This is a genomic window from Paenalicyclobacillus ferrooxydans, assembly GCF_001399675.1.
Classification (GTDB): domain Bacteria; phylum Bacillota; class Bacilli; order Alicyclobacillales; family Alicyclobacillaceae; genus Alicyclobacillus_B; species Alicyclobacillus_B ferrooxydans.
In genome coordinates this window covers 13,832-37,172 of record NZ_LJCO01000040.1, presented here as the reverse complement: position 1 = coordinate 37,172, position 23,341 = coordinate 13,832, and the positions used below count along the sequence as shown (strand labels likewise).

29 protein-coding genes, 1 pseudogene and 1 riboswitch are annotated in these 23,341 nt (G+C 45.2%); of the genes and pseudogenes, 23 read left to right on the top strand and 7 right to left on the bottom strand.

All coding sequences use genetic code 11. The features are described 5' to 3' along the window. Nucleotides 1-202 precede the first annotated feature (202 nt). Entirely contained in the window at nt 203-1,000 is a 798-nt protein-coding gene (locus tag AN477_RS08510) for a COG4705 family protein (protein ID WP_211265982.1), read from the top strand. A 69-nt stretch (nt 1,001-1,069) separates the two neighbouring features. Beyond that, nucleotides 1,070-1,357 carry a DUF3303 family protein gene (locus AN477_RS08505; RefSeq protein ID WP_054968748.1) on the top strand — a complete coding sequence of 96 codons (288 nt, stop codon included), beginning with the start codon at nt 1,070-1,072 and terminating at the stop codon, nt 1,355-1,357. Nucleotides 1,358-2,666: 1,309 nt separating this feature from the next. Here the strand turns inward: AN477_RS08505 and AN477_RS08490 are convergent. Then, complete coding sequence (locus AN477_RS08490; RefSeq protein ID WP_083486090.1) at nt 2,667-3,152, bottom strand: hypothetical protein; 486 nt, start codon at nt 3,150-3,152, stop codon at nt 2,667-2,669. Then, entirely contained in the window at nt 3,149-3,943 is a 795-nt protein-coding gene (locus tag AN477_RS08485) for a hypothetical protein (protein ID WP_054968745.1), read from the bottom strand. Before AN477_RS08485 ends, AN477_RS08490 begins: the two co-directional genes overlap by 4 nt. Before the next feature lie 170 nt (nt 3,944-4,113). Here AN477_RS08485 and AN477_RS08480 point away from each other — a divergent pair, with 170 nt between their 5' ends. The 6 genes and pseudogenes from AN477_RS08480 to AN477_RS24985 all read left to right on the top strand — a co-directional run bounded on the left by AN477_RS08480 (nt 4,114) and on the right by AN477_RS24985 (nt 6,375). Next, a complete protein-coding gene (locus AN477_RS08480) occupies nt 4,114-4,377 on the top strand; it encodes a hypothetical protein (protein ID WP_054968744.1) in 264 nt (87 codons plus the stop codon). A gap of 69 nt (nt 4,378-4,446) precedes the next feature. Further along, a complete protein-coding gene (locus tag AN477_RS08475) occupies nt 4,447-4,809 on the top strand; it encodes an ArsR/SmtB family transcription factor (protein ID WP_054968743.1) in 363 nt (120 codons plus the stop codon). 152 nt (nt 4,810-4,961) lie between these two features. After that, nucleotides 4,962-5,189: a hypothetical protein gene (locus tag AN477_RS08470; RefSeq protein ID WP_054968742.1), complete on the top strand. Its 228-nt coding sequence runs from the start codon at nt 4,962-4,964 to the stop codon at nt 5,187-5,189. After that, complete coding sequence (locus AN477_RS25235; RefSeq protein WP_211265981.1) at nt 5,189-5,368, top strand: hypothetical protein; 180 nt, start codon at nt 5,189-5,191, stop codon at nt 5,366-5,368. Before AN477_RS08470 ends, AN477_RS25235 begins: the two co-directional genes overlap by 1 nt. Before the next feature lie 18 nt (nt 5,369-5,386). Then, a pseudogene (locus AN477_RS08465) lies at nt 5,387-5,854 on the top strand (class I SAM-dependent methyltransferase); the annotation flags it as partial. Between the two features lie 44 nt (nt 5,855-5,898). Continuing rightward, a complete protein-coding gene (locus AN477_RS24985) occupies nt 5,899-6,375 on the top strand; it encodes a putative iron-sulfur cluster-binding metallochaperone (protein ID WP_342668550.1) in 477 nt (158 codons plus the stop codon). Nucleotides 6,376-6,811: 436 nt separating this feature from the next. Here AN477_RS24985 and AN477_RS24390 read toward each other — a convergent pair whose 3' ends face one another. After that, nucleotides 6,812-6,985: a hypothetical protein gene (locus AN477_RS24390; protein ID WP_157061883.1), complete on the bottom strand. Its 174-nt coding sequence runs from the start codon at nt 6,983-6,985 to the stop codon at nt 6,812-6,814. Nucleotides 6,986-7,034: 49 nt separating this feature from the next. Next, entirely contained in the window at nt 7,035-7,484 is a 450-nt protein-coding gene (locus AN477_RS08455; RefSeq protein ID WP_054968740.1) for a hypothetical protein, read from the bottom strand. A gap of 394 nt (nt 7,485-7,878) precedes the next feature. Here AN477_RS08455 and AN477_RS08450 point away from each other — a divergent pair, with 394 nt between their 5' ends. The 7 genes from AN477_RS08450 to AN477_RS08415 all read left to right on the top strand — a co-directional run bounded on the left by AN477_RS08450 (nt 7,879) and on the right by AN477_RS08415 (nt 14,297). Continuing rightward, a complete protein-coding gene (locus AN477_RS08450; RefSeq protein WP_054968739.1) occupies nt 7,879-8,853 on the top strand; it encodes a hypothetical protein in 975 nt (324 codons plus the stop codon). A 56-nt stretch (nt 8,854-8,909) separates the two neighbouring features. Beyond that, on the top strand, nt 8,910-9,131 hold the full coding sequence (locus AN477_RS08445; protein ID WP_054968738.1) for a hypothetical protein: 222 nt from the start codon (nt 8,910-8,912) through the stop codon (nt 9,129-9,131). Nucleotides 9,132-9,317: 186 nt separating this feature from the next. Beyond that, nucleotides 9,318-9,656, top strand: coding sequence for a hypothetical protein (locus AN477_RS08440; protein WP_054968737.1), 339 nt, complete (start codon nt 9,318-9,320; stop codon nt 9,654-9,656). Between the two features lie 111 nt (nt 9,657-9,767). Further along, the gene (locus AN477_RS08435) at nt 9,768-10,034 is read left to right on the top strand and encodes a hypothetical protein (RefSeq protein WP_245631763.1); all 267 of its coding nucleotides are present in this window, start codon (nt 9,768-9,770) and stop codon (nt 10,032-10,034) included. 1,135 nt (nt 10,035-11,169) lie between these two features. Then, the gene (locus AN477_RS08430) at nt 11,170-12,222 is read left to right on the top strand and encodes a DUF262 domain-containing protein (protein WP_054968736.1); all 1,053 of its coding nucleotides are present in this window, start codon (nt 11,170-11,172) and stop codon (nt 12,220-12,222) included. Nucleotides 12,223-12,784: 562 nt separating this feature from the next. Then, nucleotides 12,785-13,087: a hypothetical protein gene (locus AN477_RS08420; RefSeq protein WP_054968734.1), complete on the top strand. Its 303-nt coding sequence runs from the start codon at nt 12,785-12,787 to the stop codon at nt 13,085-13,087. A 112-nt stretch (nt 13,088-13,199) separates the two neighbouring features. Next, nucleotides 13,200-13,285, top strand: a riboswitch (cyclic di-GMP riboswitch). A 70-nt stretch (nt 13,286-13,355) separates the two neighbouring features. Beyond that, nucleotides 13,356-14,297, top strand: a complete 942-nt coding sequence (locus AN477_RS08415; protein WP_054968733.1) for a GGDEF domain-containing protein — start codon at nt 13,356-13,358, stop codon at nt 14,295-14,297. A gap of 316 nt (nt 14,298-14,613) precedes the next feature. Here the strand turns inward: AN477_RS08415 and AN477_RS08405 are convergent, their stop codons facing one another. Continuing rightward, nucleotides 14,614-15,081, bottom strand: coding sequence for a hypothetical protein (locus AN477_RS08405; RefSeq protein WP_054968731.1), 468 nt, complete (start codon nt 15,079-15,081; stop codon nt 14,614-14,616). A gap of 643 nt (nt 15,082-15,724) precedes the next feature. On the opposite strand from AN477_RS08405, the gene AN477_RS08400 reads away from it, so the two are divergent. The 5 genes from AN477_RS08400 (at nt 15,725) to AN477_RS24380 (ending at nt 18,618) form a co-directional block, all read left to right on the top strand. Beyond that, nucleotides 15,725-16,210: a YbaK/EbsC family protein gene (locus AN477_RS08400; protein WP_211265979.1), complete on the top strand. Its 486-nt coding sequence runs from the start codon at nt 15,725-15,727 to the stop codon at nt 16,208-16,210. Between the two features lie 39 nt (nt 16,211-16,249). Beyond that, nucleotides 16,250-16,915 (top strand): hypothetical protein, encoded by a 666-nt coding sequence (locus AN477_RS08395; protein ID WP_054968729.1) that lies wholly within the window; start codon nt 16,250-16,252, stop codon nt 16,913-16,915. Between the two features lie 147 nt (nt 16,916-17,062). After that, entirely contained in the window at nt 17,063-17,467 is a 405-nt protein-coding gene (locus AN477_RS08390; RefSeq protein WP_054968728.1) for a hypothetical protein, read from the top strand. 520 nt (nt 17,468-17,987) lie between these two features. Then, nucleotides 17,988-18,149, top strand: a complete 162-nt coding sequence (locus AN477_RS24385) for a hypothetical protein (RefSeq protein WP_157061882.1) — start codon at nt 17,988-17,990, stop codon at nt 18,147-18,149. Between the two features lie 319 nt (nt 18,150-18,468). After that, on the top strand, nt 18,469-18,618 hold the full coding sequence (locus tag AN477_RS24380; protein WP_157061881.1) for a hypothetical protein: 150 nt from the start codon (nt 18,469-18,471) through the stop codon (nt 18,616-18,618). A gap of 261 nt (nt 18,619-18,879) precedes the next feature. Here AN477_RS24380 and AN477_RS08380 read toward each other — a convergent pair whose 3' ends face one another. Further along, nucleotides 18,880-19,071, bottom strand: coding sequence for a hypothetical protein (locus tag AN477_RS08380; protein WP_054968726.1), 192 nt, complete (start codon nt 19,069-19,071; stop codon nt 18,880-18,882). Between the two features lies 1 nt (nt 19,072). Then, nucleotides 19,073-19,234 carry a hypothetical protein gene (locus AN477_RS24375; protein WP_157061880.1) on the bottom strand — a complete coding sequence of 54 codons (162 nt, stop codon included), beginning with the start codon at nt 19,232-19,234 and terminating at the stop codon, nt 19,073-19,075. A 266-nt stretch (nt 19,235-19,500) separates the two neighbouring features. Here AN477_RS24375 and AN477_RS08375 point away from each other — a divergent pair, with 266 nt between their 5' ends. From AN477_RS08375 to AN477_RS08360, 3 genes are all read left to right on the top strand, one after another. Next, nucleotides 19,501-19,668, top strand: coding sequence for a hypothetical protein (locus tag AN477_RS08375; RefSeq protein ID WP_157061879.1), 168 nt, complete (start codon nt 19,501-19,503; stop codon nt 19,666-19,668). 2,074 nt (nt 19,669-21,742) lie between these two features. Beyond that, entirely contained in the window at nt 21,743-22,198 is a 456-nt protein-coding gene (locus AN477_RS08365; RefSeq protein WP_054968723.1) for a helix-turn-helix domain-containing protein, read from the top strand. 60 nt (nt 22,199-22,258) lie between these two features. Continuing rightward, nucleotides 22,259-23,278 carry a hypothetical protein gene (locus tag AN477_RS08360; protein WP_054968722.1) on the top strand — a complete coding sequence of 340 codons (1,020 nt, stop codon included), beginning with the start codon at nt 22,259-22,261 and terminating at the stop codon, nt 23,276-23,278. Nucleotides 23,279-23,341 lie beyond the last annotated feature (63 nt).

Genomic DNA, 23,341 nt, shown 5'->3' with positions numbered 1-23,341 from the left:
TCGCCTGTCACTGTCCTTCCTAACTCATTGGCAAAGCATCTTTCAGATTCATTATATAGCTATATGGCTAATAAATAAATAGGCGTTGACACATGTCATCTTAAATAGTCGGGAACCTCCTTGCCTACATCAAATGTGATACCCTGAATGGGTAATGATCATCACGAAGGGAACGAATGCATCTATGAGTCAGTCTTATTCCATGAGCCAAAATCGAGGGAAACGTCTTTTAACAAAGGTTCCAGAAATCACGATATACTTCTGGATTGTAAAATTACTTTCAACCGCAATGGGTGAAGCGACATCAGACTATCTGGTTTACCACATCAATCCGTATGTTGCGGTGATGCTCGGTTTCGTTGGCTTCGTGATTGCACTCGTACTACAGTTTTCCGTAAAGAAATACATAGCGTGGGTGTATTGGCTTTTTGTTGTCATGGTGGCGATTTTCGGTACGATGGTTGCCGATGTTACGCACATTGTCCTGGGTGTACCTTACTATGCTTCAACCATTGCCTTTGCCATTATATTGACTCTGGTGTTCACGACCTGGTACAAGGTGGAGGGGACGTTATCCATTCACAGTATTTACACTCGTCGTCGGGAGATGTTTTACTGGGCGGCAGTGCTGGCAACATTCGCGATGGGAACCGCTACAGGTGATATGACGGCGATGACGTTTCATCTGGGCTACTTGCCTTCGGGAATTCTGTTTATCGTGTTGTTCCTGCTACCAGGAGTCGGCTACTTTCTGTTCCGTCTCAATCCGATCTTTGCATTCTGGTTTGCCTACGTTATCACGCGACCACTTGGAGCTTCGTTCGCTGATTGGTTCAGTAAGCCGAAGAATATCACAGGATTGGGATATGGAGACGGGATTGTTGCGGCAGTCTTCACTGTGTCGATCGTGATTTTCGTGGGCTATTTGACGGTGAGTAAGAGGGATGTTCAGCGTGAGCCAGTAAGATATGGGTACAGGAACGAGTTTGGTCGCTCATGACTGAGAAAAGTAAATCGTTGGGTTATGAGCATTGAGGGTAACGCTCACTTATGACAGGAGGTGTGGTGTTTGCTGTTCCATGTAACTGCAAGACACGACATTGATAACTGTGGCATGTATAACGACGAGGTGAGGCAGGCGTTACAAGAATTTTTGCCAACCATGCCAAGCCGTTGCCAGGAGTTAGACGTGAAAGTTCATTTTGCAGTAGCAGGTCATCCTGATCATGTTTTTTATTTGCTTGTCGAGGCGGATGACCTAACAGCCATATGTACACTGTTGTGCGAAGTACCGATGAAGCAGGAATTCGATATTAAGCCAGTACGAAGAGTTGATCGGACGAATGCTATAGGGTAATGAATTCAGTTAACAGCAATTTTGTAACTTGGACTACTACTATAATTGCAAATGAGCCGTGGGGTCGATGGGGCTGTGTCTTCTCTATATTTGTTATCTCCGTTCGATTACAGAAAGCTTCGATTTTTCAATCCGTGATATAGAGCGACCCAGCAACTTTGAACCAACAAATAAATGGGGAGTGAGTAGGCAAGTTGATATCCGTGCTGGTAATGAAAAACACCGAACAGAACAGCAAGCCATTCAATACCAACGGATGCTAACGACCAAACTAATATGTACAGCGGGATGTATGATGGCTTAAGCTGAAGGCGGTCATAGGCATAGAAGAAAAAATAACTGAATGGAGCATACATAAAGTACGAAAGGAAGTCCATCAACTGAAATTTAGAGATATCATTTACATCATAAAAGCTAATTGGCTCCACACTTAAAGAGTGGTCGAAGAAAAAACCGCTATATACTCCACACATGAGGAATACAGCCGCCACTTGTCTTGGGAACCTCTTTGGGAAAAATGCCACGCAAACAAATCCGAAGCATAGGGATATCATAATGAACCATTCGTTCGCGTTGAAATGGGTATCATAAATGATCATGCCACTCTATCCTCGGTCTTCTTGAGGTATCGAATAAACCATACCATGACTCTGGCAAAGGCAAAGTAACTACACCACATGAGAATGGTAAGCCACATATTCCAGTGCGGAGTTGTTATTATGCCTAACCACTGCATTATTTTTTGTAGGATCACTCCGAGTACAACAATAGTTGTCAATAAGATCCACCTCAAAGTGTTGGAGGGATAGAACTGGACATTGGAAATGATGACCAAAATCACGGGAACGCATATCAAACGTATAGTCAGGTTTGCGAATGACTTCTCAGGACTTGTACTGACTTCGATCCAGTGAAGGTTTAAATGGAATATGGTAAAGATGCTTAACTCAAAGATAGTACATACGAAAAATAAGAATACCATTTCAAGTAGCGTCAATGTTTTCGGAAGCATTGCCAAGATTAAAATCGTAATCCAAGCGAGAAATGTACACACTGCAAGCGACACTGCTATCGCTCTCCCTTTGAGTCATTTATGGATATGAAGTGTATCCAGTCTTCTGTATGAGTGTGCTTCAGTAAGTTTAGGATATGTTTACCATAACGATTGGAATTTGTGGTATTCTACTCTGTGCTATCCAGTCCTGCTTCTTCCCTTCATCTGAAACTTAAACTAATCCGAAAATTAGACAAGAGCAAAAGTAAGCTTCTTGATCAAACCAAGTGCGCTGTGAGCACTGTTGACGTGTACTCACGAACTGATACTGTGTTCGTTGCATGTGGTTCGAGCGACTCCAGAAGCTAAAAAATTCCACAGAATGTTTTCTACGGCATCCGCCTGCCCATCTTGGCATTCCACAACGATAATCACTTGCGGATTTTTCCCTCGTAACAATTGTTGGCGATTCTTAACGACCGTATTGATAAACAGGTCAATCAGCACTCCAAGAAGGAATCCAACCGCAACGCCAATCAGTCCCCAATAAATAGGACCCCATGTTAACGAAAATCCAACACTGGCTCCGACAACTGAGAATGCTGTTCCAATAGTGGCTCCTGTACTGACGAGAGATACCCCATCGGAATTGTGCATCGTGTCGAAGAGCCTGCGTTCGACTTTGCGATTGGTTAGGGGAACCGCAAAAATGCATTCTTTCTGGATACCCTCTTGTTCGAGTGTGCTGAGTGCGAGCTCCAGTTTGATGGAATGTTCGAAAGTGGAAAAAATCTGTATCATTTATGCACCACTTTCCCACTTTTAATTTGAAATCGAGAGTGCTGGTAATTCTGTATGAGGAACTCCCTCTGTTCGCTTTCAAACAGTTTGTTGCTTTCAACCGTGTTGATATATGAATCGTAGACGGCAAATCCCCACATCGAGGGCATATATAACAACCATTGCTTGTCCAATACTTGTGTCGCATTTTGAATTTGTCCAAAAAAGAGAAATTGAACTGCTTCAAGGGTGTGTGAAGCATATAAAAATACAATTGTCCAGACGAGGGCAAAAAACGCTGTAAGAATTCGATGGATATGCAGTTGTCCAAGCCCTGGCATAAATAACGACCAGATGACGGACATTATGGGGTTTCTCTTGTCCAGGTAATTGATTTCAACTGCGCCAATACTGTACGAATTGTAAGGTGCATTTTCCCGTTCCGCCAGTAAATACACGTTATTCATATCGACAGTGGTGCGGTAACTGTCCCAGATCCCAAACAAATACACAGGAATGTACATCAGCATCCATCTGGGATGGAGATCATGCTTGGCAAGTTCGATGTGTCCACTAAATGAATCAACCATGGCTAAATTGATTTTGGCTTCATAATTCACAACCACTTCCCAAATAAAGAGCACAAATCCACGTAAGTATTTGCTGAGAAGTAGATGACCGAATCCAGGGAAGGCGGCTGACCACCAGGCGATAGCATACGGATTACGCAGATGTAACTGAGTGGTTCCAAACAGGCTAACATGCGCTTTAAAGCGGCGGTACTGGTTATCCACGTTCCTAAAATTGTTCACGATCTAACGACATCCTTGGGTAAAAGTTTCACTGATGGTTTATTGTTGTCCATTTTTTACCACGAATATGCGAGATGCAGTTTGCAACGGAAAAAGCATTGACACGTTCCCGTAGCGGTTTATAATAACTATACATCAATATATATTGATGTATAGGAGCGTGACGGTTCATGGATATTCGCGAGGTTGCCAAGGTCAAAGAGCAGTCAACAGAAGGTAAAGTAATTGTGGAATTTCAGGGGATTGCGACAGAGAAACTACAAGATTTAGTGACAGAATGCTCCAGTGGAACCTGTTCGTGTGGCGGCGAAGAATTTTTATCGAGCGTTGATTCGTTCGTGTTAGCCGAAGACGGAAAGACCATCGAGATTTCAGGAAAACTAAAGGCTGAAGAAGTCGTGAAGACACTGCAAGATTGGGAAAAGGAACTGTGATTATGAACAGGTGGGCGATATGCTCCGTAACTTGAATGAATGGAAACTACAGGGAGGAGGGTACGTGTGATGGATGATACGCAACCCCTGGATTTACAAATCCAGCGTCCGATTGAACTGAGTGGTTTGTTGAAAGTTTTGGCGGAACCTGTTCGCTTGCGGATGCTCCGATTGCTCTCTGGGCAAGAGTCATTGTGTTGCCGTCTCGTTCCTACGGGTGTTGAGAGCGAAGAGCAGGACGTAAGAATCTACGGATTGTGCGTACAGGATTTGGTGGCTCACTTGGGATTACCTCAATCTACGGTGTCTCATCACTTGAATGTCTTAAAAAACGCAGGCGTAGTTCGTAGTGTAAAGCAAGGAGTCTGGGTGTTCTATTTCCGCGATGAAGAGACTGTGAATGCGCTGAAGCGAGCCATCAATTTACTCTAAGCAGACTAAGGATTACGGCTTCATAATCGGAGAGCAGGGCGAAGGGCAATCACCGTGAATGATACCACGGGTATACAGACAGAAACATTTGCACCAAGACGATAAATGGTCTCAAGTGCAACTGGGGAAAGACCAGATAGGAGATGCTTCAAATGATGTGGGGGTATGGCGGTTGGGGCGGATTCGGAATGCTCTTCCCGATTTTAGGCGTGGTGATGATGGTTGCGATGATGTATTTCATGGGTCGGATGATGATGGGACATAACCACGATCACAACCGTCAACACAAAGACGATACATCGGATTTGGTTCGTGAAATTCAGCACCTACGACGAGAGGTTGAGGAACTCAAACGGGAGAAAGGTAAGGAGGATTTGTAATGAAGGATCTGGATAATTTGAATCGACAACAACTCCATTGGGAACAGGCTTTTGCCAAGAACAACGAGATGTTCGGAGAGTCTCCCAGCGATGCCGCTATTCGTGCCGCAGAAATCTTTAAGAGTCATGGTCAGGAACGGATATTAGAGTTAGGCGCGGGGCAAGGTCGTGACACGTAATTTGTTGCCAGAAACGGTTTTCAGGTGCATGTGTTGGATTACACCAGCGAGGGTACAGAGCGGATTCGGCAGAAAGCGAAAGAACAGGGGTTATCGGATCGCATTACAGTCGTTGAACATGATGTTCGGCAACCTTTTCCATTACCGAGCGGGTCTTTCGATGCTTGCTACTCACACATGTTATATTGCATGGCTCTGACAACTGACGAATTGGTCGCTTTGAATGACCATGTTCGACAAGTCTTGCGCCCAGGTGGATATAACATTTACACGGTTCGGCACAAGGGAGACGCGCATTATGGACAAGGGGTTCACCGAGCGGAAGACCTGTATGAAGTTGGCGGCTTTATTGTTCACTTTTTTGACCGAGCGAAGGTTGAGACACTGACAGATGGATATGAACTGATTGATATCCATGAATTCGAAGAGGGCGGACTGCCAAGGAAACTTTATCAGGTTACGTTGGAGAAGAACAGCGTAGAGTGAAGGGCGAGGCTCTGCTTAAGTAAATCAACGCGAAGGAGTCGTTTATGATGGAAGACTGTTGTCGAGTTTCAGCGCAAAAGGCGCAGGCTGATTCTCTAATCTGTCCCGTATGTCAGCAAAAAGGAAAGAGCGTTCCACTCATCACCCTGAAAGCCATGCTTACTCCATCCGTCCTATCTATCCTCGACCCGTCATCCTCCTACTCATTCTGCCCAAACTCAGCTTGTGAGGTCGTTTACTTTTCTCATGAACAGGTGTTCAACAAGGATACGGTTAAAGTCCCTGTCTATCAAAAGGACGAGGGGTCAGAAGTTCCTGTGTGTTATTGCTTCGGATTGACGCGACAGAGACTTATACAGGCGATAAGGCACAAAGAGAATCCTGCCCAGCGTATCAGTGAGCAGGTAAAATCGAATCGCTGTGGCTGTGAGGTGAACAACCCACAAGGAAGTTGCTGTTTGGGTAATGTCACGACGTTTGTACATGGTTTGAATCAGTCACATAACTCTCCTGATGTATGAGTTTGCTTTGTTCCGTATAGGATGATAAGCCGTTGACTTTCCTCTTGTACCCTTCGTTCACGCGGCGAGAGAGTAGGCATAGGAGCATTGATGCGCGGACGTTTTCGAACAATCCTCGCTCCTGTGCCTGGTTTGCCTATTTGAGCGTCTCCGATCTGCTTCGAAGCATCTTCGTCTGTAATGGATAACACCTCCAAGGTCAGGGATAAAGGATGTCGGGAATAGTTGACATACAATAAGCCAGTGGAATCTGTACGGCTGTGGACAATCGGTCGGCGGATTTGACAACGAAGGCTCGGCGTAAGTTGAATATCACTCGAAGGGTGATGATATCCCCTTGGGTGGTATATTGGCTCAGTGTGCGTACCATCCGCTCCCGATCAGGGAAGGTCATGCGTTATTCCCTTCACCCACAAGACCCTGTACTCTCCCGCTCTTACTCCGCATCTGGCACATTGAACTCCCGCAACGTCCCATTATCGTCGCTGACCCCATGTCCGCAGGCACAGATGACGGTCGCTCCGCACATTTCAATCGCCAACTTGCCGAGCACGGCTCCATCTTTCCATTCGACCTCACGACTACACTTGTTACAATGAATCACAAACATCTCTCAGACCTCCGCTTTCAGGGCTTGGTGGGGCAAGGAGATATCGAAACTAATCTCGCTCCCTTTCGCCTTCGGCCGCGTCTTTATCGGGATACACGAGGAACTGCTCCATTATCGATTGAGGAAGACGCTGGATTTCAGATAACGGTATGCCATTTGCCCTGCACCAATTGACCAGTTTTCTGATTTTCACCTTTGGAGACTTCGGGTCAGGGGGGATGGCATAAATCCCGTCTGGAATATCATCAGCATCAAATTCCTCAATAAGCCGCTTACGTTCTTCGACAAGCTCCTTCCAGGCAGTAACTTCTTGTAACACTCCGAGAATTTCATGATTCGTCAGATGGCTGAATAAGTCCTGGAATGTCCCATGATACCGCTCTTCATATATTTGAATCTGTACATTGATAGATTGGAGCCTTTTCACGATGGCTTGGTGCTTTGCTACTTCGATCAACTCATGCCGTTCGCAGTTTTCAATGAAATCGTCGTTATCCATGAATCCTTACTCCCTCAGATAACTTTTCAACTTGCTGATCACTTCTTGATGTCTCTGAAAGATGCGTTTTGTGCTCATCGCCATTGGGACATGTGTGTTGCAAATTGGTCGATTCAGCAACGTTACCCTATGAGATGGCATGTGATTCAAATTCTCCTGTTTACGTGTCACATTGCTTCCCCCATTTCTGTCGCGTACCCAAGCAATCATATAGCCAGCTACGGAGCCAATCATTTTCATCATGATAGCTCAAACGAGAATGTTTGTAAAAATATGGTTCAATGAGGTTTAGGTCATAACAGAATTGAGCGGTTATCTTGAAGGAAGGCGATTGTCTCTGGCGAATACAAATAGTGGCAATGTAATAAACGGTGAGCGTCTGTGAGGCGATTTGATGTCTGTTCACATTTTTGTGTTGAATGAAAAGAACTATGAGGTATGTATTCGTCGAGGCATTGCAGGTATTCCGAATCATGAAAAAGACCAATACAACGATGCGTTAATATCACGAATGACTCCTATAAATAAAGGTGACTTCGTTCTGTTCTATATTATGGACGCTAAAGAATTGCGCGGGTTATACAGAGTAATGGACAAGCCATTTTTCGACACTGCGCCCATATGGGAATCCCAAGACCCTAACCGCGTTTATCCGTTTCGGGTTCGCATTGAAAACTCCGATTATGTGTTTGAGAACCCAATTAAGTTGAACGATGTGTACGATTTGAAGGACAATGGCTTGATGTGGACGTTTAGTCTTCAGAGACCTGGTGGTGCTTCAAATACCCTGTTTTCGATTACGAATGACGAGTATCAACATCTGTTTCGATTGTTTCTGAAGCTTAACCCTGTTATAAACCAGCCAAGTCCGATTCGTGAACCGTACCCATATCACGAATCGAATCTTCTAAGCCAATTACACTTTAACAGTAATCATTTGCCGAAGTACGAGTATAGTGTCATGGCTTTACTGCTCAACGAGTTTGCAGAGGGAAGCTTCAAAAACATTTTCGGCGAATACGACGATTTCCTGGCGTACATTCCGACAAGCTTCGGGAGAGAAATGGATGCCCTTCTTATTACTCACAATCCATTACACAAAGATGAAGTTATTGCGTATAACATCGTGGAAGTGAAGAGAGACCGCTTTGATGAGGATGGGCTGATCCAACTCTTACAATATGAAGACTGGTTCCTCCGCAAGAAGGTCAACGGTGATTTCAACATGTTGAGGACAACTGCAATCGCGCAAACGTTTACTGACAAGGTTGTCGATTATGTAGAAAAGCGGAAGCGGTACGAAGGGAAAACCATTAAACTGCTCAAGTTCTCAAACCATAACCGTAAGTTTCGGCTTGAAGAATTTTAATGGATTTTATCAACAGAATGGTGTTCTCGCGTTTCATGTAGAAGGGAGATGAACCCGTGTCAGACTTTGAGATATTCCAACGTGAACTGAACATGGAGAAGCAGTTGCAGGCTACCTACGAAGAATGGTGGGGGCGAATGATTCAAGCGGTAGAGTCACTCGACGAGCAAGATGTTCGCAAGCTATCCAATCCGTTCGTGATTAAGTGCCTCCCAGCATATCGGAAAGCAAAGAGAAAAGTGTTGATTGTTGGAAAAGAGACAAATGGGTGGGGATGATTCTTTGAAACCCTGGAATACTTTGAACATGCCAATGCTGACGTTGAGCGGGAGGAAATCGTCCGATATCTTCAATGGGAATATGAAGACTGTCGTCTTAAGCGCAAGTGGGATCATACACCATTTCGGCGTGGAAGCAGAGAGTTATCTACAGCGGTAGCCCCTGATGACGGTGATAACTCCTTTTTGAATGCACAACTCAACCCATTTGATTACAACCATGGTCGTCCTCCGTCCCATCTTGAGGAGTCATTGCACAGCGAGTTCAATGTGTTGCCGATGACGATTGAGGCGCTCCAGCCAGATGTCGTTCTCTTTTTGACTGGATACACCTACGACGAACGTATCGTGAAGACATTTCTGAATCAGAGGTTACTGGGTGATACATTGCATTTCATCAGATTGACGGATTTGATCACAATCTCTTGGTCAGACTTTCCCATGAAATTCTTCCGCATCACTCGTATCGCACATATCATCCAGGCTACTCATTGCTACATAGGGCGGCGGCGTTTGAGCCTGTAAAGCAGAAGCTAAGTGAACTTGTAAAACTGTAAGTAAGTGAGGAAGATGGGGTTTGGCTGTGTCTGGAGCAATCGACTGATACAATCTGAGTGCTTGATAGAAGGTGAGACTGTGACTGAAGAAAACAGTGAGAAAAAGCAAGATACAACTAAATGGATGCTGGAACGCCCAGAGGATAGGAACACGATTCGCATCATCGGAAACGTATACACTACGGTATCTGAGGATGAATTCACGGATGCATTCATCGAATGGCTGGAAAGCAAAGGGTGGAGCTTCTTCGGGCGGACTGTTCAATTGACCGAAGAGGACGATGATAACGAAATCTTGGATGACATCCTGCCAAAAGGAGCCTTTGACGACACGGAAACGGAATAGGCTGTGGCTGAACGGGTGGGAAAAGGAGTTTCAGGTAAAAACAGGGTGTTTGATCTCGTAAGCATGTCAAGGATTGAGATTAGACGTGTAGTTTCGTTTTGAGCGTCTTGCAAACCAGCGGTGGCTGATACCATTAGTCTTACTGACGTAGACGACCATATGGCACTTAGATGACAACCAAATCGTTGTCATTGGTTGAATTGTTCCTTTCATGTGGCAATGTTATCGCGGTTAGCATCGTTGGAGTATGTCATAGCTTTGTGAAGAGTCCTCATTTATTGTGATGGGAGGACTTTAGGAGTTGCCATAGCCACTAAGGGTAGCGTAGTTCGGATGAATTTGTACGTAAACACCCAACTCCTGTTTACAGGGATAATCAGTAGGAGTATCGAAATACACCTTAGTCGTATCTTGGGGTGAGATGCCTATCCTTCGTGAATACTCTTGCGTTTTAGTTGTGACACGATCAGACTCCCAATGTCCAGAAGGAGTTGCATCGTAGCTACAAATCTCCATCCCCCAATGCCGAAGGGCAAATATTGAAGTCATCCCCCAGGCTTCATCAGTTACGGTGGTGGCAATCCTGCCACAAGAGCTTCACGAACCTGAAGAGTCATCTTTTTGAGCGTTTTTTCCTCAGAAAGTTGGAACGAAACCATAGACATTGAGACCTATGTAATGTGTAGATATAGCCTATTACTCGTATTTTAAAAATCAGAGATGAATTATGGGAACCAAAAAGTTGTTCTGACTGAGAACCTCCACTATATATAAAGAGAATGCAAAACAACTTTTCGGTTCTATTATTTTCATAATTTGAGTCTGATTCACCTCTATGGACGACCAGAAACAACTTTTGTGTGATCCAAGCGATATTGATGAACAGACATGGCGAGGGTAATTGGTTGCGTTAGGAATACCTCCGCTACGATGTGCTCTACGCTCCGCATTAAACTTCCACCTTTTCAATGACGTAAACCTTTTCCCATAAACCTCGTCGATAAACTTTCCCCATTTCCCTGAACTTTTACGTTATAATACCGATGAAAAATGTTTAGAACGTAACGGTATTGGGTTTTGCACTTCTGCCCATTTCAAGGGCAAAAGTGAACGATTCCGTCAGGGAGTGACGTAGATGAAAGCATCGAAAGTTAAACACAAGGTTTCGCAACTGCAACGGATGTATAAAGGGAAAAAGCTTTCCTTTGATTTGTCGATTCAACGCAAAGAAAATATCTGGGACGTAAAGCGTCAGTCGATGTTTATTCACAGCGTACTGGCTGGTTATCCGATTCCCAATCTATTTGCCACCAAGGACGAGAACGTATTTTACCTTCTGGATGGCAAACAACGCTTGTCGAGCATTTTTGCTTTTCTCAATGATGAATATGCTCTCTCTTTCGCGGATACGTCCAAGCCCAAGGTTGATGACATTGAAGTAGAAGGATTGACATTCACCCAGTTGTCAGATGGGTTCCAGCAGAGAATTAAGGAGTATCAATTTGAAATCGATGTGGTGGAGGAAATTAGTCAGTCGGAGATAGAAGACATTTTCTGTCGCCTTAACAATGGTGTCCCACTTCGCCCCATTGAGACGACCAGGGCGTTGCTGGGCAAATCAGCATTAGAGTTCGTTGAGAACTTGGCGAAGGTTCCGTTCTTCCAGGATAAGCTTAATCTTTCAAAAGCGGCACGAAATCACTTTGTCGATCAAGAGTTGGTTCTGCAAATACTCGCTTTACTGAACGACCCTAAAACGGGATTTGGCAAGAAAGACATGAAAGAATTTGTTGAGAAGTTGCGAGATGACCATGAGCGTGACCGATTTAAGTCGCAATTCACTAACGTTTGCTTTTACCTGAATGAAGCCTTCCCCAGTGAGAAAGAAAAGCTCTTGCGGAAAGTGCACATTCCGATGCTATTCAAGTTGACGCTCGACATGCAACATAGAAAAATAGATATCCCTGCGGAGATGTTTGGGGAATGGGCAAAAGGTTTCTTGCAGTCACCTCCTGAAGCGTATGTAGAAGCGTACACATCAGGAAGCGCCAAAAAGGAAAATGTCCAGAAACGGCTGAGAATCATGAACGAGGAATTCGAAAAGCATTTCAATGTCAAAGTTCGTGGTGAATCGGCGAATGCGGGTGACGAGGTAGAGGCGAGCGTAGAGACGGTGGAAGGAAAGTAAGCAAGTGTTCGAGTGACAAGGGGCTGGAACGGGATTATTCCTGTTTCGGCTCCTTTTTTATTGGCGATATTATCGCGTATTCCTGCTCGACTCCTTGATATGAAGGAAATAATAGGGTTCACGGGTTTAGCCTTCTTTACTACGGTACTTTTGCGATGGGGGTGAGGTGATTTGAAGACAGTGAAGTTCATATTGCATGGGCTGTTGTTTCTGTTTCTGGGCGTAGTCAGTTTCCTTTGTGGACTTGCTGTGGTTTCTTTCAAGCATCCACAGAGGATTCGATACGGCGTTACGCCTTCGACCTCCAGTGTGGATGTTTATGGGCATCCTGTCATTTGTGATGATGACACTTACCTCAACCCTTTTGCTTTTTGCAGTTCCGACCTACTATGCGTGGAAAAGAAAATGGGCGACCACATGGCAGGTCATTCCTACCGTCTGTTTCGGCATAGTGTTGGCATTTGATATTTATTTTCTGTGCGCGATATTACTCACATCTTTCGTGTTTACTTCTTGGGTGCCATGGATGCCGTGGAACAATTATTAGTAAGGGGATGGTCGAATGAGTATCAATTGGGTTCATGGACGTTATAGAGAAGATAGCATGATTTTTGACTCAACCTGGGAAGCGGAAGAGTGGGCGAACTCGTTGTATCCCGAATTCATCGGTGAGGGCTTCGTTAACGTAGGCTACGCCACTCCTGATAAAAAGGTTGCAGACTTTCTTATCCGTGAGATACCGCGCTGGGCGGAAATTTTAAGAAGTCATGATCCATCCATTCCTTCTGTGACTGTGCGCTCATCGCCTAACACGATAGTTGGACGGCTTATATTCAAGGCTTGGATTGAACCTAAGAAACACTAATTATTGCCCTTACGAAATCGCTATGGGAATAAAAATCCGCTCTCCCTTCACCCTGATTTACTTGACCTATTTTCAGTTGCCTTCCTGAATTTTTAATAGTATATTCTGGAATAGAGGAAAAAGGTAAACCGATCCGAAAGGACGGGGCACAAAGCCGTGGGGCTACAGCATTTACGCCATGCCTGCCAGGTTGCCGCTAAATCGGAGACACATGCGGCACATCCAAGTTTAGATGGGTGTGTTTTTTTGTGTGTTAGGGGCGGTCAATATGCACTCATTGAAGACCCTCATTGAACAATCACGAGATTGGGCATCTGTGGAACGGGGTAGGGATTTATTTGCGAAGGTAGCTGACGTGTTACAGCAGGCGTTCGCTGTTGAGTCAGGGATGTTTATATATTGTAAACAATTCATAGCAGAAGGAGAAGAATCATCGGTTAAGGTGTATAACCCGTGGGGAATTGAGTATTCCGAGTCGGAGTTAACGCATTTTATCGGCGATGGTGCATGGTTTTCAGGTGAAGCCTACGTTGTCACTGAAACATGGCTTTCCGTCAATGAAGCACCTCCCGCCTGGAAAAGAGTCTGGTTGGATGCTGGTGTTCAATATGTCGGAGCTTGGAAGCTTGTCGTAAAAGGAACAAATGTCGGCGCAATTGTTCTCGGACGGAAGACTGAACCTGATGAGACGGATGCGGAGATGATGGCGGCTTCTGCGACGCACGTCTCTCTCGTTCTTGAAATGCTGATTTCCCGTCGCATCGCAGAGCATGCAAGCCTTCACGATCCGTTGACGAATGTTTTGAATCGTAGGGGATTTGAACTGGAATTCACTCGACTGCAAAATCAGCATGATGGTGCGCTAATTGTGGGTATGCTCGATCTCAACGAGTTCAAAAATATCAACGATAGCCTGGGACATCTTGAAGGGGATTCCATTCTTGTGGATGTCGCTCAATTGCTACGAGAGCATATTGGTCAACAAGGCATTGTCGCACGTTACGGCGGGGATGAATTTGTCTTTGCGATGAGGACGGACATGGATGTCGAAACACAATCCCAGCAGGTGACGGACTTGTTTACGCATAAACAGTACACCGCGAGTGTTGGATGTACCGTTGCAGAGAAGGACGACAGTTTGGGTTCGTGTTTGCACTCGGCTGACAAGCGGCTCTATGAGGGGAAGTCAAAGGTGAATGCTCTGGAATAGGGGCGCGGTTGCGGTGATATTCGAGCATGATCATGCAGTTACAGGGTGTAATTAAAAGCTTCAGCAAAGTCCTTGGATATCATCTTGTTCCTTATAGAGACCTGACTTGAATTTCTCGAAACCGTCTGTTTTTGTCCTTTACAATGAAATCACCACCAAGATTATCGACTTTTTGGGATAATGAACAGTTCTTCGTACCCCGATTTAAGGGCAAGGTATATTCGTCAACATTGGTTTTTGCTAACTTAGGAACGGCGTGCCTGTACGTTTTCGTGCCCCCAGGAACTATTTGCGCCAAACCGTTCCTCCAGCGAGGTTATGACACTGAGATACGACGATTTTCGATTACCTCTACTTGGTTGGCATCCAGATCAAAGATAAACGCGGTGCTGAATCTATTTTGTTGGAAGTCTAAAGATGAAGCCACTAATCGAGCCATCGTTTTGCCGTTTCTCTTTCTGAGATATCTTGCGAGATCACGTTTTATGTCGCTCCCCTTGATGTTTCGATACAGGAATTTTAGGGTTCTACGCAACGTTTCTTCATACTCCGCAATCCCAAGTTCGAGCAGTTTAACCAAATAAGTCCCATCCTTTTCCCTGTGACTCTCGCCCCGTGGATTCCACTCAATACATTCGAAAATCTCCTTGGCATAATCAACATCTACGGCTCCAAGCATGTCGAGGACTCGATTCCCCACTGTATCTTGCTTCAACGTTCTTTGCCACGTACAACCTTTGATCATCCCTTGATGCCTAAACCCTACGAAAATAGTTGTGTTCATTGTTAATTCATTCCTCCCTTTTTTTGCTTGATCCCAATCTATCATGGTGTCAAGCTTTGGTCAGCCGAAAAAATGCCTGAGGTCGTCTGAGGGCGGAGTAAAGTAGGGATTGTTGTGTAGGAAACTGAAAGGCTTCAGGAAATGTAACCATAAATGTTTAAAGTTCTGTAAGTAGATATCGTTTCAGATAAGTAAACGCTTGTGATGGTCTTTCGGAATGGAATACATACCGTCCTATCAAGCCTCTCTCAAGCCTGTCTTCACATTGATCCAATCCCGCCCATCTGCTATGCTCCAGGTGAAGGCTCCTCCCCGCGAGTCAGGGAGAGGCTAAACTGAGAGTACGGCGCACAGGTGTGTAAAAAAGTCGTGTGACTCACCACCGTCAAGAGTGAGAACCCAGGGTGCATGAGTAAGACCAAGCGGAGACCCCCTGCCGTCTGTGAAGTGGGGCTGAAAACAGCGAAGTGGATGGGGTGGCGATATGCCGCCTTTTTTAGTATAAGGATACTGATTTATAGAATAAAGTGATGGCGGTGATGAAACGGATGAAGTTCCTTTACGTCCAAAAAGTTACAGAGCTTTAAAGTAAGCCAGAGAGTTATGTTCGCGCTGTTCTGCTGATGCGGATTGTTAGGGGGGAATGACTTTGACGAGTCAATTGAAAGAAGGTGCAGAGCGGGTACAGAGCAGGTTGTCGGAATTGGGGTACACCAACAAGGTGGTAGAACTACCAGACAGCACGCGAACCGCTCAAGAAGCGGCTGTTGTCATCGGTTGCGAGGTTGCCCAAATTGCAAAGTCCATCATATTCCGCTTAAAGGACTCAGACAGCCCGTTATTAGTGGTTGCCAGTGGAGTGAATCATGTCAATGAGAAATCCCTATCTAATGAGCTAAACGATAAACTTGGAAAAGCCGATGCGGACTTTGTACGTGAACGTACAGGATTTGTCATAGGAGGAGTCCCGCCTCTCGGTCACGTAGAATCTATCACAACAATCATTGACGAAGACCTCTTTCAGTTTAAGACAATCTGGGCGGCGGCGGGACATCCGAAAGCGGTATTCGAGCTAACGCCTGACCAATTGGTTGAGATGACCCAGGGAAGGGTTATGGCGATAAAATGAGGATGGTAGGGACAAGTCCGATAGGGGTGAATACGACAGATGGGTGACGATCAGGCGAATTCTCAGGATAGTGGTCTTCCCACGTCGGATTCTCGGTATGACGGGTTTGTACGGGAGCTTGAACAGCGGTTGTACGACGGTTGCAGTGTCACATTCACAGTTCCCCATTATGTTGGCACCACTTTGGCTTGTGATGTGCTGAAGAGGCTGGAAGCGAGGGGATGCTACGCGGCTGAAATCGACTTGTCTAACACTTCAACGATTGAGGAATTGACGCTTCGATTGTTACAGGGGGTTCTTCAATTGCGTATAGGTATCAAGCCTCTATCGGATTGCTCCCTTAATGATTTCTGGGAGTATCTGTCCCAACCTGAGATCCGCACCAAAATCGAAGACATTTTGGACGTATCGTGTCTACTAAAGCTGACAGAAATCCCTCTTGCACTGTTGGATGAAGCTGTGAACCTCCTGCAACGTACCCCAGAGCAATCGGGCACGAGGCTGGTAGTATGGTTTCACGAGTTTCAGGTAATCGAGAAAATTGATGATCTCTTGCTGGAACGACTCCGTGCGATCTTTCAGCATCAAACCCATGTATCCTTCTCTTTCACTGGTAGTGAGCGAGAGTTGATGACAATGTTGTTCGCCGACCACCATCAGGCTTTTTACAGATTCGCCGTCTTAATGTCATTCGCAGGCGCGTGAGAAAGACGATAGAGGCTTGAAGTGTGGATTGTGCATCAGTAATAACGGAGTCAATGTAATGAATCGACGGTTTACATATATGTATTGATCAACGTCCAGATCCACCATATCGTGCTTTTCCTTGCAACTGCAAAGGAGGATATTGTGATGCCAATTCGAGATGATCTGACTTTTGAATACGAAATGCCAGTGGAGATCAAACAATGCTTCACGAAAGAATTTATGACTGATTTCCGCGAAAAGGCAATTGAGGTATTTAAGCAGAATGATATTCGGCAGGGCAAAACGCCCTATGAATATGAAAAATCGACATACTATTCATGGTGGATTCATATGGAGGGTACCAGCGGATTTCACGATGCCTTTAAGGAGATATGTGAAAAATACGATCTGGATCATGTCGTGAATTATTATAAGCAACTACCTTGGTACGATGCGGATCTGTTCGACAGCGAATTGGGAGATTTGCTGGTTCGGTATGGACTTGTTGAGTTGGGGACTGCCGAAGAACACGAGATTTCAAAATCGTCAATGTTCCGTTGCGATGAATAATCATGTGGGCGTAGGGAGTTGTTGGGGAAAGGTCGGTTCGAGCAGGGACTCTGTGATGAAGAATCCCATCGTTTCGCTCTTTTCCCATCAATGTTTTTCATGGACACTCTTCGCATTCATCTTTGTTTGGCTTCGAGAGATATTCTGGAACCCTCTTTGCTCATTTTGACAATGGAATCGCATCACACGGTCGATCTTTATTGGTGATTCATTTTGCTACGATTGAACGCATTTCTTTCTTGTGCTGTTATGGGATTCACAAACAAAAAGAGACCCCATCCCTGGAATCTCTCCTGTCCAAAAGATTCGGAATCCAAACCCTCTGGGAATGTGCCATGAGCGGCGAATCGGAAACCAATCCAACCATGAATTCATTATAATCAAACAAGGGGGCTACTGAAAGTTCAGATCATCAGGATTTAAGTGAGTGTGACAAGCTCCATGTACTGAAGAATGCACACAATTAGCCTTTTACAACTCAGTGCCTAAAGTTTAATGAAGTTGAGCAGGAGGTGACGATGTGACACAAAACAAAGAAGATGTTCTCGTTCATTCCGTGTATCCTGATCCAGATGACCTGGAGGCACTTCGCAACCATTTTCTTGAACTCCGAGAAAGATGCAAACCAGGAATGGATACGCATGAAGAAATGTTTGCGGAGCCGATGGGGGATGAGATTTAGCAAGCGCCATGGATGAGTTCACCTTTGCATCAGAATTTCAGCATTTAAACGTTCATTGACTCCTGAAACTGAATCATTCGTAGACGCTGAGTTTCGCGTGCATCGCCAGAAACCAACATCATATAGTCAAGACCGTTGTAGGCTTGTAGTTTCTCTTCAGTGCACGATGAAATGCAAGATTCTGCTTTGTGCTTTGAGCTATTCGTTTAGTTGTCTCTTGATGTGTGTTCTCTAAAACCATCACTTTTCCTAAATCACTCACGCTTGTCCTATGGTATCAAAATTCGCGACAACCGTTGAATAGGAGACTGAAATGAGTATGGCTAAAAAACTGGTGAATATGGCTGAATTCAAAGCAAAAAGAGCGTCTAAGCAAAAGCAGAATCGATATCAAGCGGTGAAATTATCTGAAATGAGCCTTTTAGCAAAAAGGGAAAGTGTCCAAGCTTCGAAAGATGAAAACAATTGAAAGATAGAGGGATGGGTTATGGGGAAAGAGATTATCGCTTTATGCAATCATCATTTGGTTCTTGCAGTATCCGATCAATCTCATTTCCTCAGACCATTGGTTCTTCGTGATGCACAGCAACGGGATTTTTCATCAGTATTCTAAAATCGTAGTCCTTCATATGCGCCTGGACGGTTTTGGGGCTTATTTGATCCGTGTTTTAAATTCCCACTGTCACTTCGCCAATCATCCATTGATTCACAACATTCAGATGGCGTTTTTTCACTGACCATCACCATTGTCATGTATTTCGAATTGTGGGGTTACATAAAACTTTTCCACAGCGTATTCTTTTTCTTCAAAATGCGTAATTACTTCTTTGCGTTTTACTTCGTTCAGAATCATCTCAAGGAAGGTCTTTCGGTCAATCGCTGGTTCAATTTGTCTGGTCTTGAATGCCAACAGTTTTCCCATTTTATTCTCTATACTTGAGCCATTCTCTCATGGTGTTCAAGTCAATTGGAACAGATGCTGATCCAGCATGTCTTTTAAGTATCTCTTTCTTTTCTTTCGTCAAGCCAGTTTTTCCTGTTTTGTCGATAGTTTTTATATGTGAACTCATCTTGGTTTTTTCCATGTCGCTACCTCCTAACACCCTGGTATAATTGTATACTGATAATACATTTCCAACAAATTCGTTGGGCACTCTGGGCTAAAACGGTCAGGCACAAGTCACTGACGTGAATCTTGACCGTTCCAGAGGATCTGTCGAGAGCGGGATGAGACATCTCTGCTCGACCCTGTTCTCATGAAAACTTTGTTTGCCGACAGACATCAGCCATCGGTTTGCAGTTAAGGTAAAATTCCCAGGAGGGATAGGTGGATAGGACTGGTGGGGATGGAATGAGAGAGATGTTTCTCAGGGACGATGCTGATCCTGATGCTTCCATGTTGTGTGGGAGTCCGAACGTGGACGCGACAAAGGCGGCGATGGGCACAGTGCACTCAGAAAGTGACGGATTAAATAGAGACGAACAAGACGCGGCACTTCGAAAAAGTCACCGAGAGTAACGATGCGAGTTGAAAGCGTAGACAAAAATTAAAGTGGTTCAAGAAAAGGAAGTTGTTCTGTAAATGTAACCATTTATGTTTCAATATCCGTAACACTACAATCTTCGCCTCGTTTCCTCCAGCCCTATCTCCTGATTCTATAAGCACGCACACAAAGTCTGAAATCCCTTGTGGCAGTAAGGAAGATCGACCCAAACAACTTTCGGAAAACATAAACCTATAATGCATGAAAGAACGTGTGGAAATAAATCCCTGGAGGCGGATTGATGAACCCTTATCGTAGGTTGATCTCTACTATCGATTGGGCGAAGTGTACGGGTCTCATCTCCACTTGCACAGGACTCCAATGTCGTTGGTTCTGTTGTCTGCGATAAGGGGGAAACCTTTTCTCATCAACGCAACATGGAACAGGAGAGCCTTACGTCGCAAAGCAGAGTCACCCAACTTTTTGAAGTAGGCGGAGGTCTAAAAGCCCCGATTCAAAGGTTTTCTGTCCGTGATAAGGGTAATCCTATTGCCAGGGTTCACTCGTCTGCGATAAAAGACAAAACCGTGTTTCAACTATTGCCTACGCGATAAAGAAAGGTCAAATGTGGCTTGTCAGATGGAATGTACCCGACCATGCCGACGGCAGTTAACCAAGGACAACCAAAAGTATTATTGTACCTGCTTGAAAGGGTAAACCGATTCCGTAGGTTCGCTTCATCCGAAATGGAGAAAACGTCTTTCACAGGGACAATGAGAACACAGGATGATCTGCCAAACTCATCATAAAAAGCGTAATCTGCTATTTTGCGATACGGGCAAAACCGTGTTGTAACTATCGCCTTCGCGAAGGAGGAACGAAATTGGTCAGCGGAACCGTACCCGTCTGATCTATGAGGGACAAGTTCCGCATGCCGACCAGAAACCATGATTCGCGAGATGATATTGTCAACGCAATCAACCCTTTACACAGCAGTTGCTTGCCTTCGAACAGCGTCATAAACGTGTTACCGAGATCCGCGCCCAATAGACCCAATTCCTCATAGCGACAGCAGTTTCTACCCATACGCTGATTGACACCTTGACTGCCACTCCAAAACTCAGGACAAATCCGCATCCACGGACGAGAAGGGGGGGCATACGGTATCGTACTATCTGCTTTCGATGGGAACTTTGGGAGGGTTATGGAGGTGTTTTTTCAATTATGAGCAGAAAAATGAAGAGTAACACATATGGTGATATGTAAAAGTGGTATAAGTTGCAAAGAAAACCCTCCATATAGCTCCCATTCCTTATAACCCCCCTCCGCGTGGATGTGGTGGTTGCGGCTGGGGAGCAGGCGGCGATGGGAAGTCAAGGAGTAGAAGTCCATAGCCACAAGTTGGCTGTGTGTCCGACTGATTCGAGTTAACACTCAAGGTGGAGAATTGAAGGTAATGTGCCGTCAGATCAGTAGCCCCATATCCCCGAAGTTTTTCATCCGTTGCGATGCCAATCCCAGATATACGCCAATCATTCGAATAGGTATGCCTCATCCCGATTGCCCTGGGTTTTCCTTCACTACGTTGCTGTCCACCTTGTCCGTATGACGCGCAAAATGTCCAACTGCTGACGGACAGGCTGTCCTCCATAGCCCGCACTCAGCTTCTTTTATCATCTTGGTAATGTAAAACGAAGAACAGTCAAGCGGTCAAGACTGGTGAGCGAGTAGATACAGCATTTGCTATCACCTGGGTTGCTTCAAATGTAAACATTTACGGTTACATTTATTGAAACCATTGTGGTTCACGTTGCATAACCCATTCTTGAAATGAAACTAATTGTGGAACCACCTAATTTTCCAAATAGGTCTCCGTTCCGATATCGAAGTTTCAGCAAGATTCCGCTCATCACTTCACGCAACCCCCTGGATTACAGTCGAACAACAGACGTTGCAAATCCGTAAGCCCAGTCGTTGCCTTCTCTAAAACCCTCAGATCCTATTCTGTGTAGGCGTGACCACGGAATAAATCTACCAGCGGAATCTATGATATGAGGATTCAAAAAAAATAGGATTCCCGCTGTGGGAAACATTTAGGAGGACAAGTCAGTGAGTAACAAAGGGAACCGAGCAATTCACCCGTCTATAGGGAAGCGGTTGAGGCACTATCGGGAGCAGAAAGGTTACTCTTTAAAGAGGATGGAAGAACTGACCAGGATCAGCCCTGCCTATATCATGAGAATCGAAAAAGGGGAACGACGCGCACCCAGTCTACCAATCTTAGAACGGTTGTGCGAAGCGTTGGACGTGTCATTGTTCGACCTTACTCAGTTGCCTACCACCACAAATGAACAAACGACATTGTTTGACCTGCTTATCCTTCACGATTACACCATTGGCGATAACATCCCTGCCACTCCTGAAATCAAAGAAGCAATTTTTGCTTTGGTACAAGCTGTCATTGAGAGCGATTTGAGCGGAGGGGATGACCAGTACAAAGGCGCATTTCGAATTATTGAACTGGCAAAGCGGCTTATCAACCTGGTGAAACGCTTGTTGCATTAAACAAGGCGCGGGAGAGGACTCTACGGGGTTCTCTCTTTGCATTTGAAAGGTGGGGATCAAATGTCAATTGGGGCATCGGAGAAGGAATTTATATTTCACTTGTATTTGAAAACGAGGAAAGAAAGGCTGGAGCAAGTATTGGGGGCAAGGTTAAGCCACATTCAACTGGAACAGCCCATAGACACTCTACAAAACCATTCGAGGTCGGAAAATGGGGAGAAGAAGAAACCAGTTGATATGTACGCGGTGGACAGTTTTGGGCTACCCGTGCTGGTGGAAAGTGTGCTGGCACGCTCGAATGGCGCACATCAGGAGGCTGTTCTTCGGCTTATTGACTACCTCGATGCAGGCAGGGTGGTTTATCAGGCATTGAGTTTCCAGGATAAACACGTCACGGAGCTTCGGAAGGTAGTTGAGACAGCGGGTAAGCCGATATGTTTGTATCTGGTTGAAATTGCAGAAGATGTGATACAGCCAATTCAAGAATTGGACAAGCTCAACAAACTCGACGTGTGGGACAACCTTAGTCTGGTGGATTCCGTTGCTCAACCTCTTAGTGTGGTCGAGAAGGTGGAAAGTCCTCAGTTTCATGGGATTCAGCCACTACCCATCTCCAATGCGGTATACGACTACTCTGTATGTCGAGAGGCTCTAAACCAGTTCATGATTAAGGAGCTTGAAAGGTGTCTCCCTGAGTTTTTCCCATTTCACAGAGGCAAGAGCCGTCTTGAAAATCGTGTTGTGACCTTCGGGGCAGGGGCAGGAGACCTAATGTACCACTGCTCGGCTTGCGACAGTCGGGGTTGCGGGTTCGTCGAGCTTCGTTTCGGGAATCGGTCCGATCTCTACAACCTGATTGTGAGCAAACCGAGGTTGTTGGAAGCGAAGATCGATAAACGGGTGTATGTTCGAGACAACACAGTTGGAGTGCAGTATCGTGCGTCATCCGATCAGATAGCAAATGTCCGAGAAATTGTAAGGATATTTCGAGCTTTTATCGTGAATGTGTCCAGACCGTTATTTGACCTGCTCTCATTTGAGCATGAAGTGAAGGTGATGCGGCGGCGGATGACAGCGTAACAGTAGGAAGGGTAAGGAAGGCGTTGGGGAACCAACGCTACTACATATTGTTCTGGAGACTAT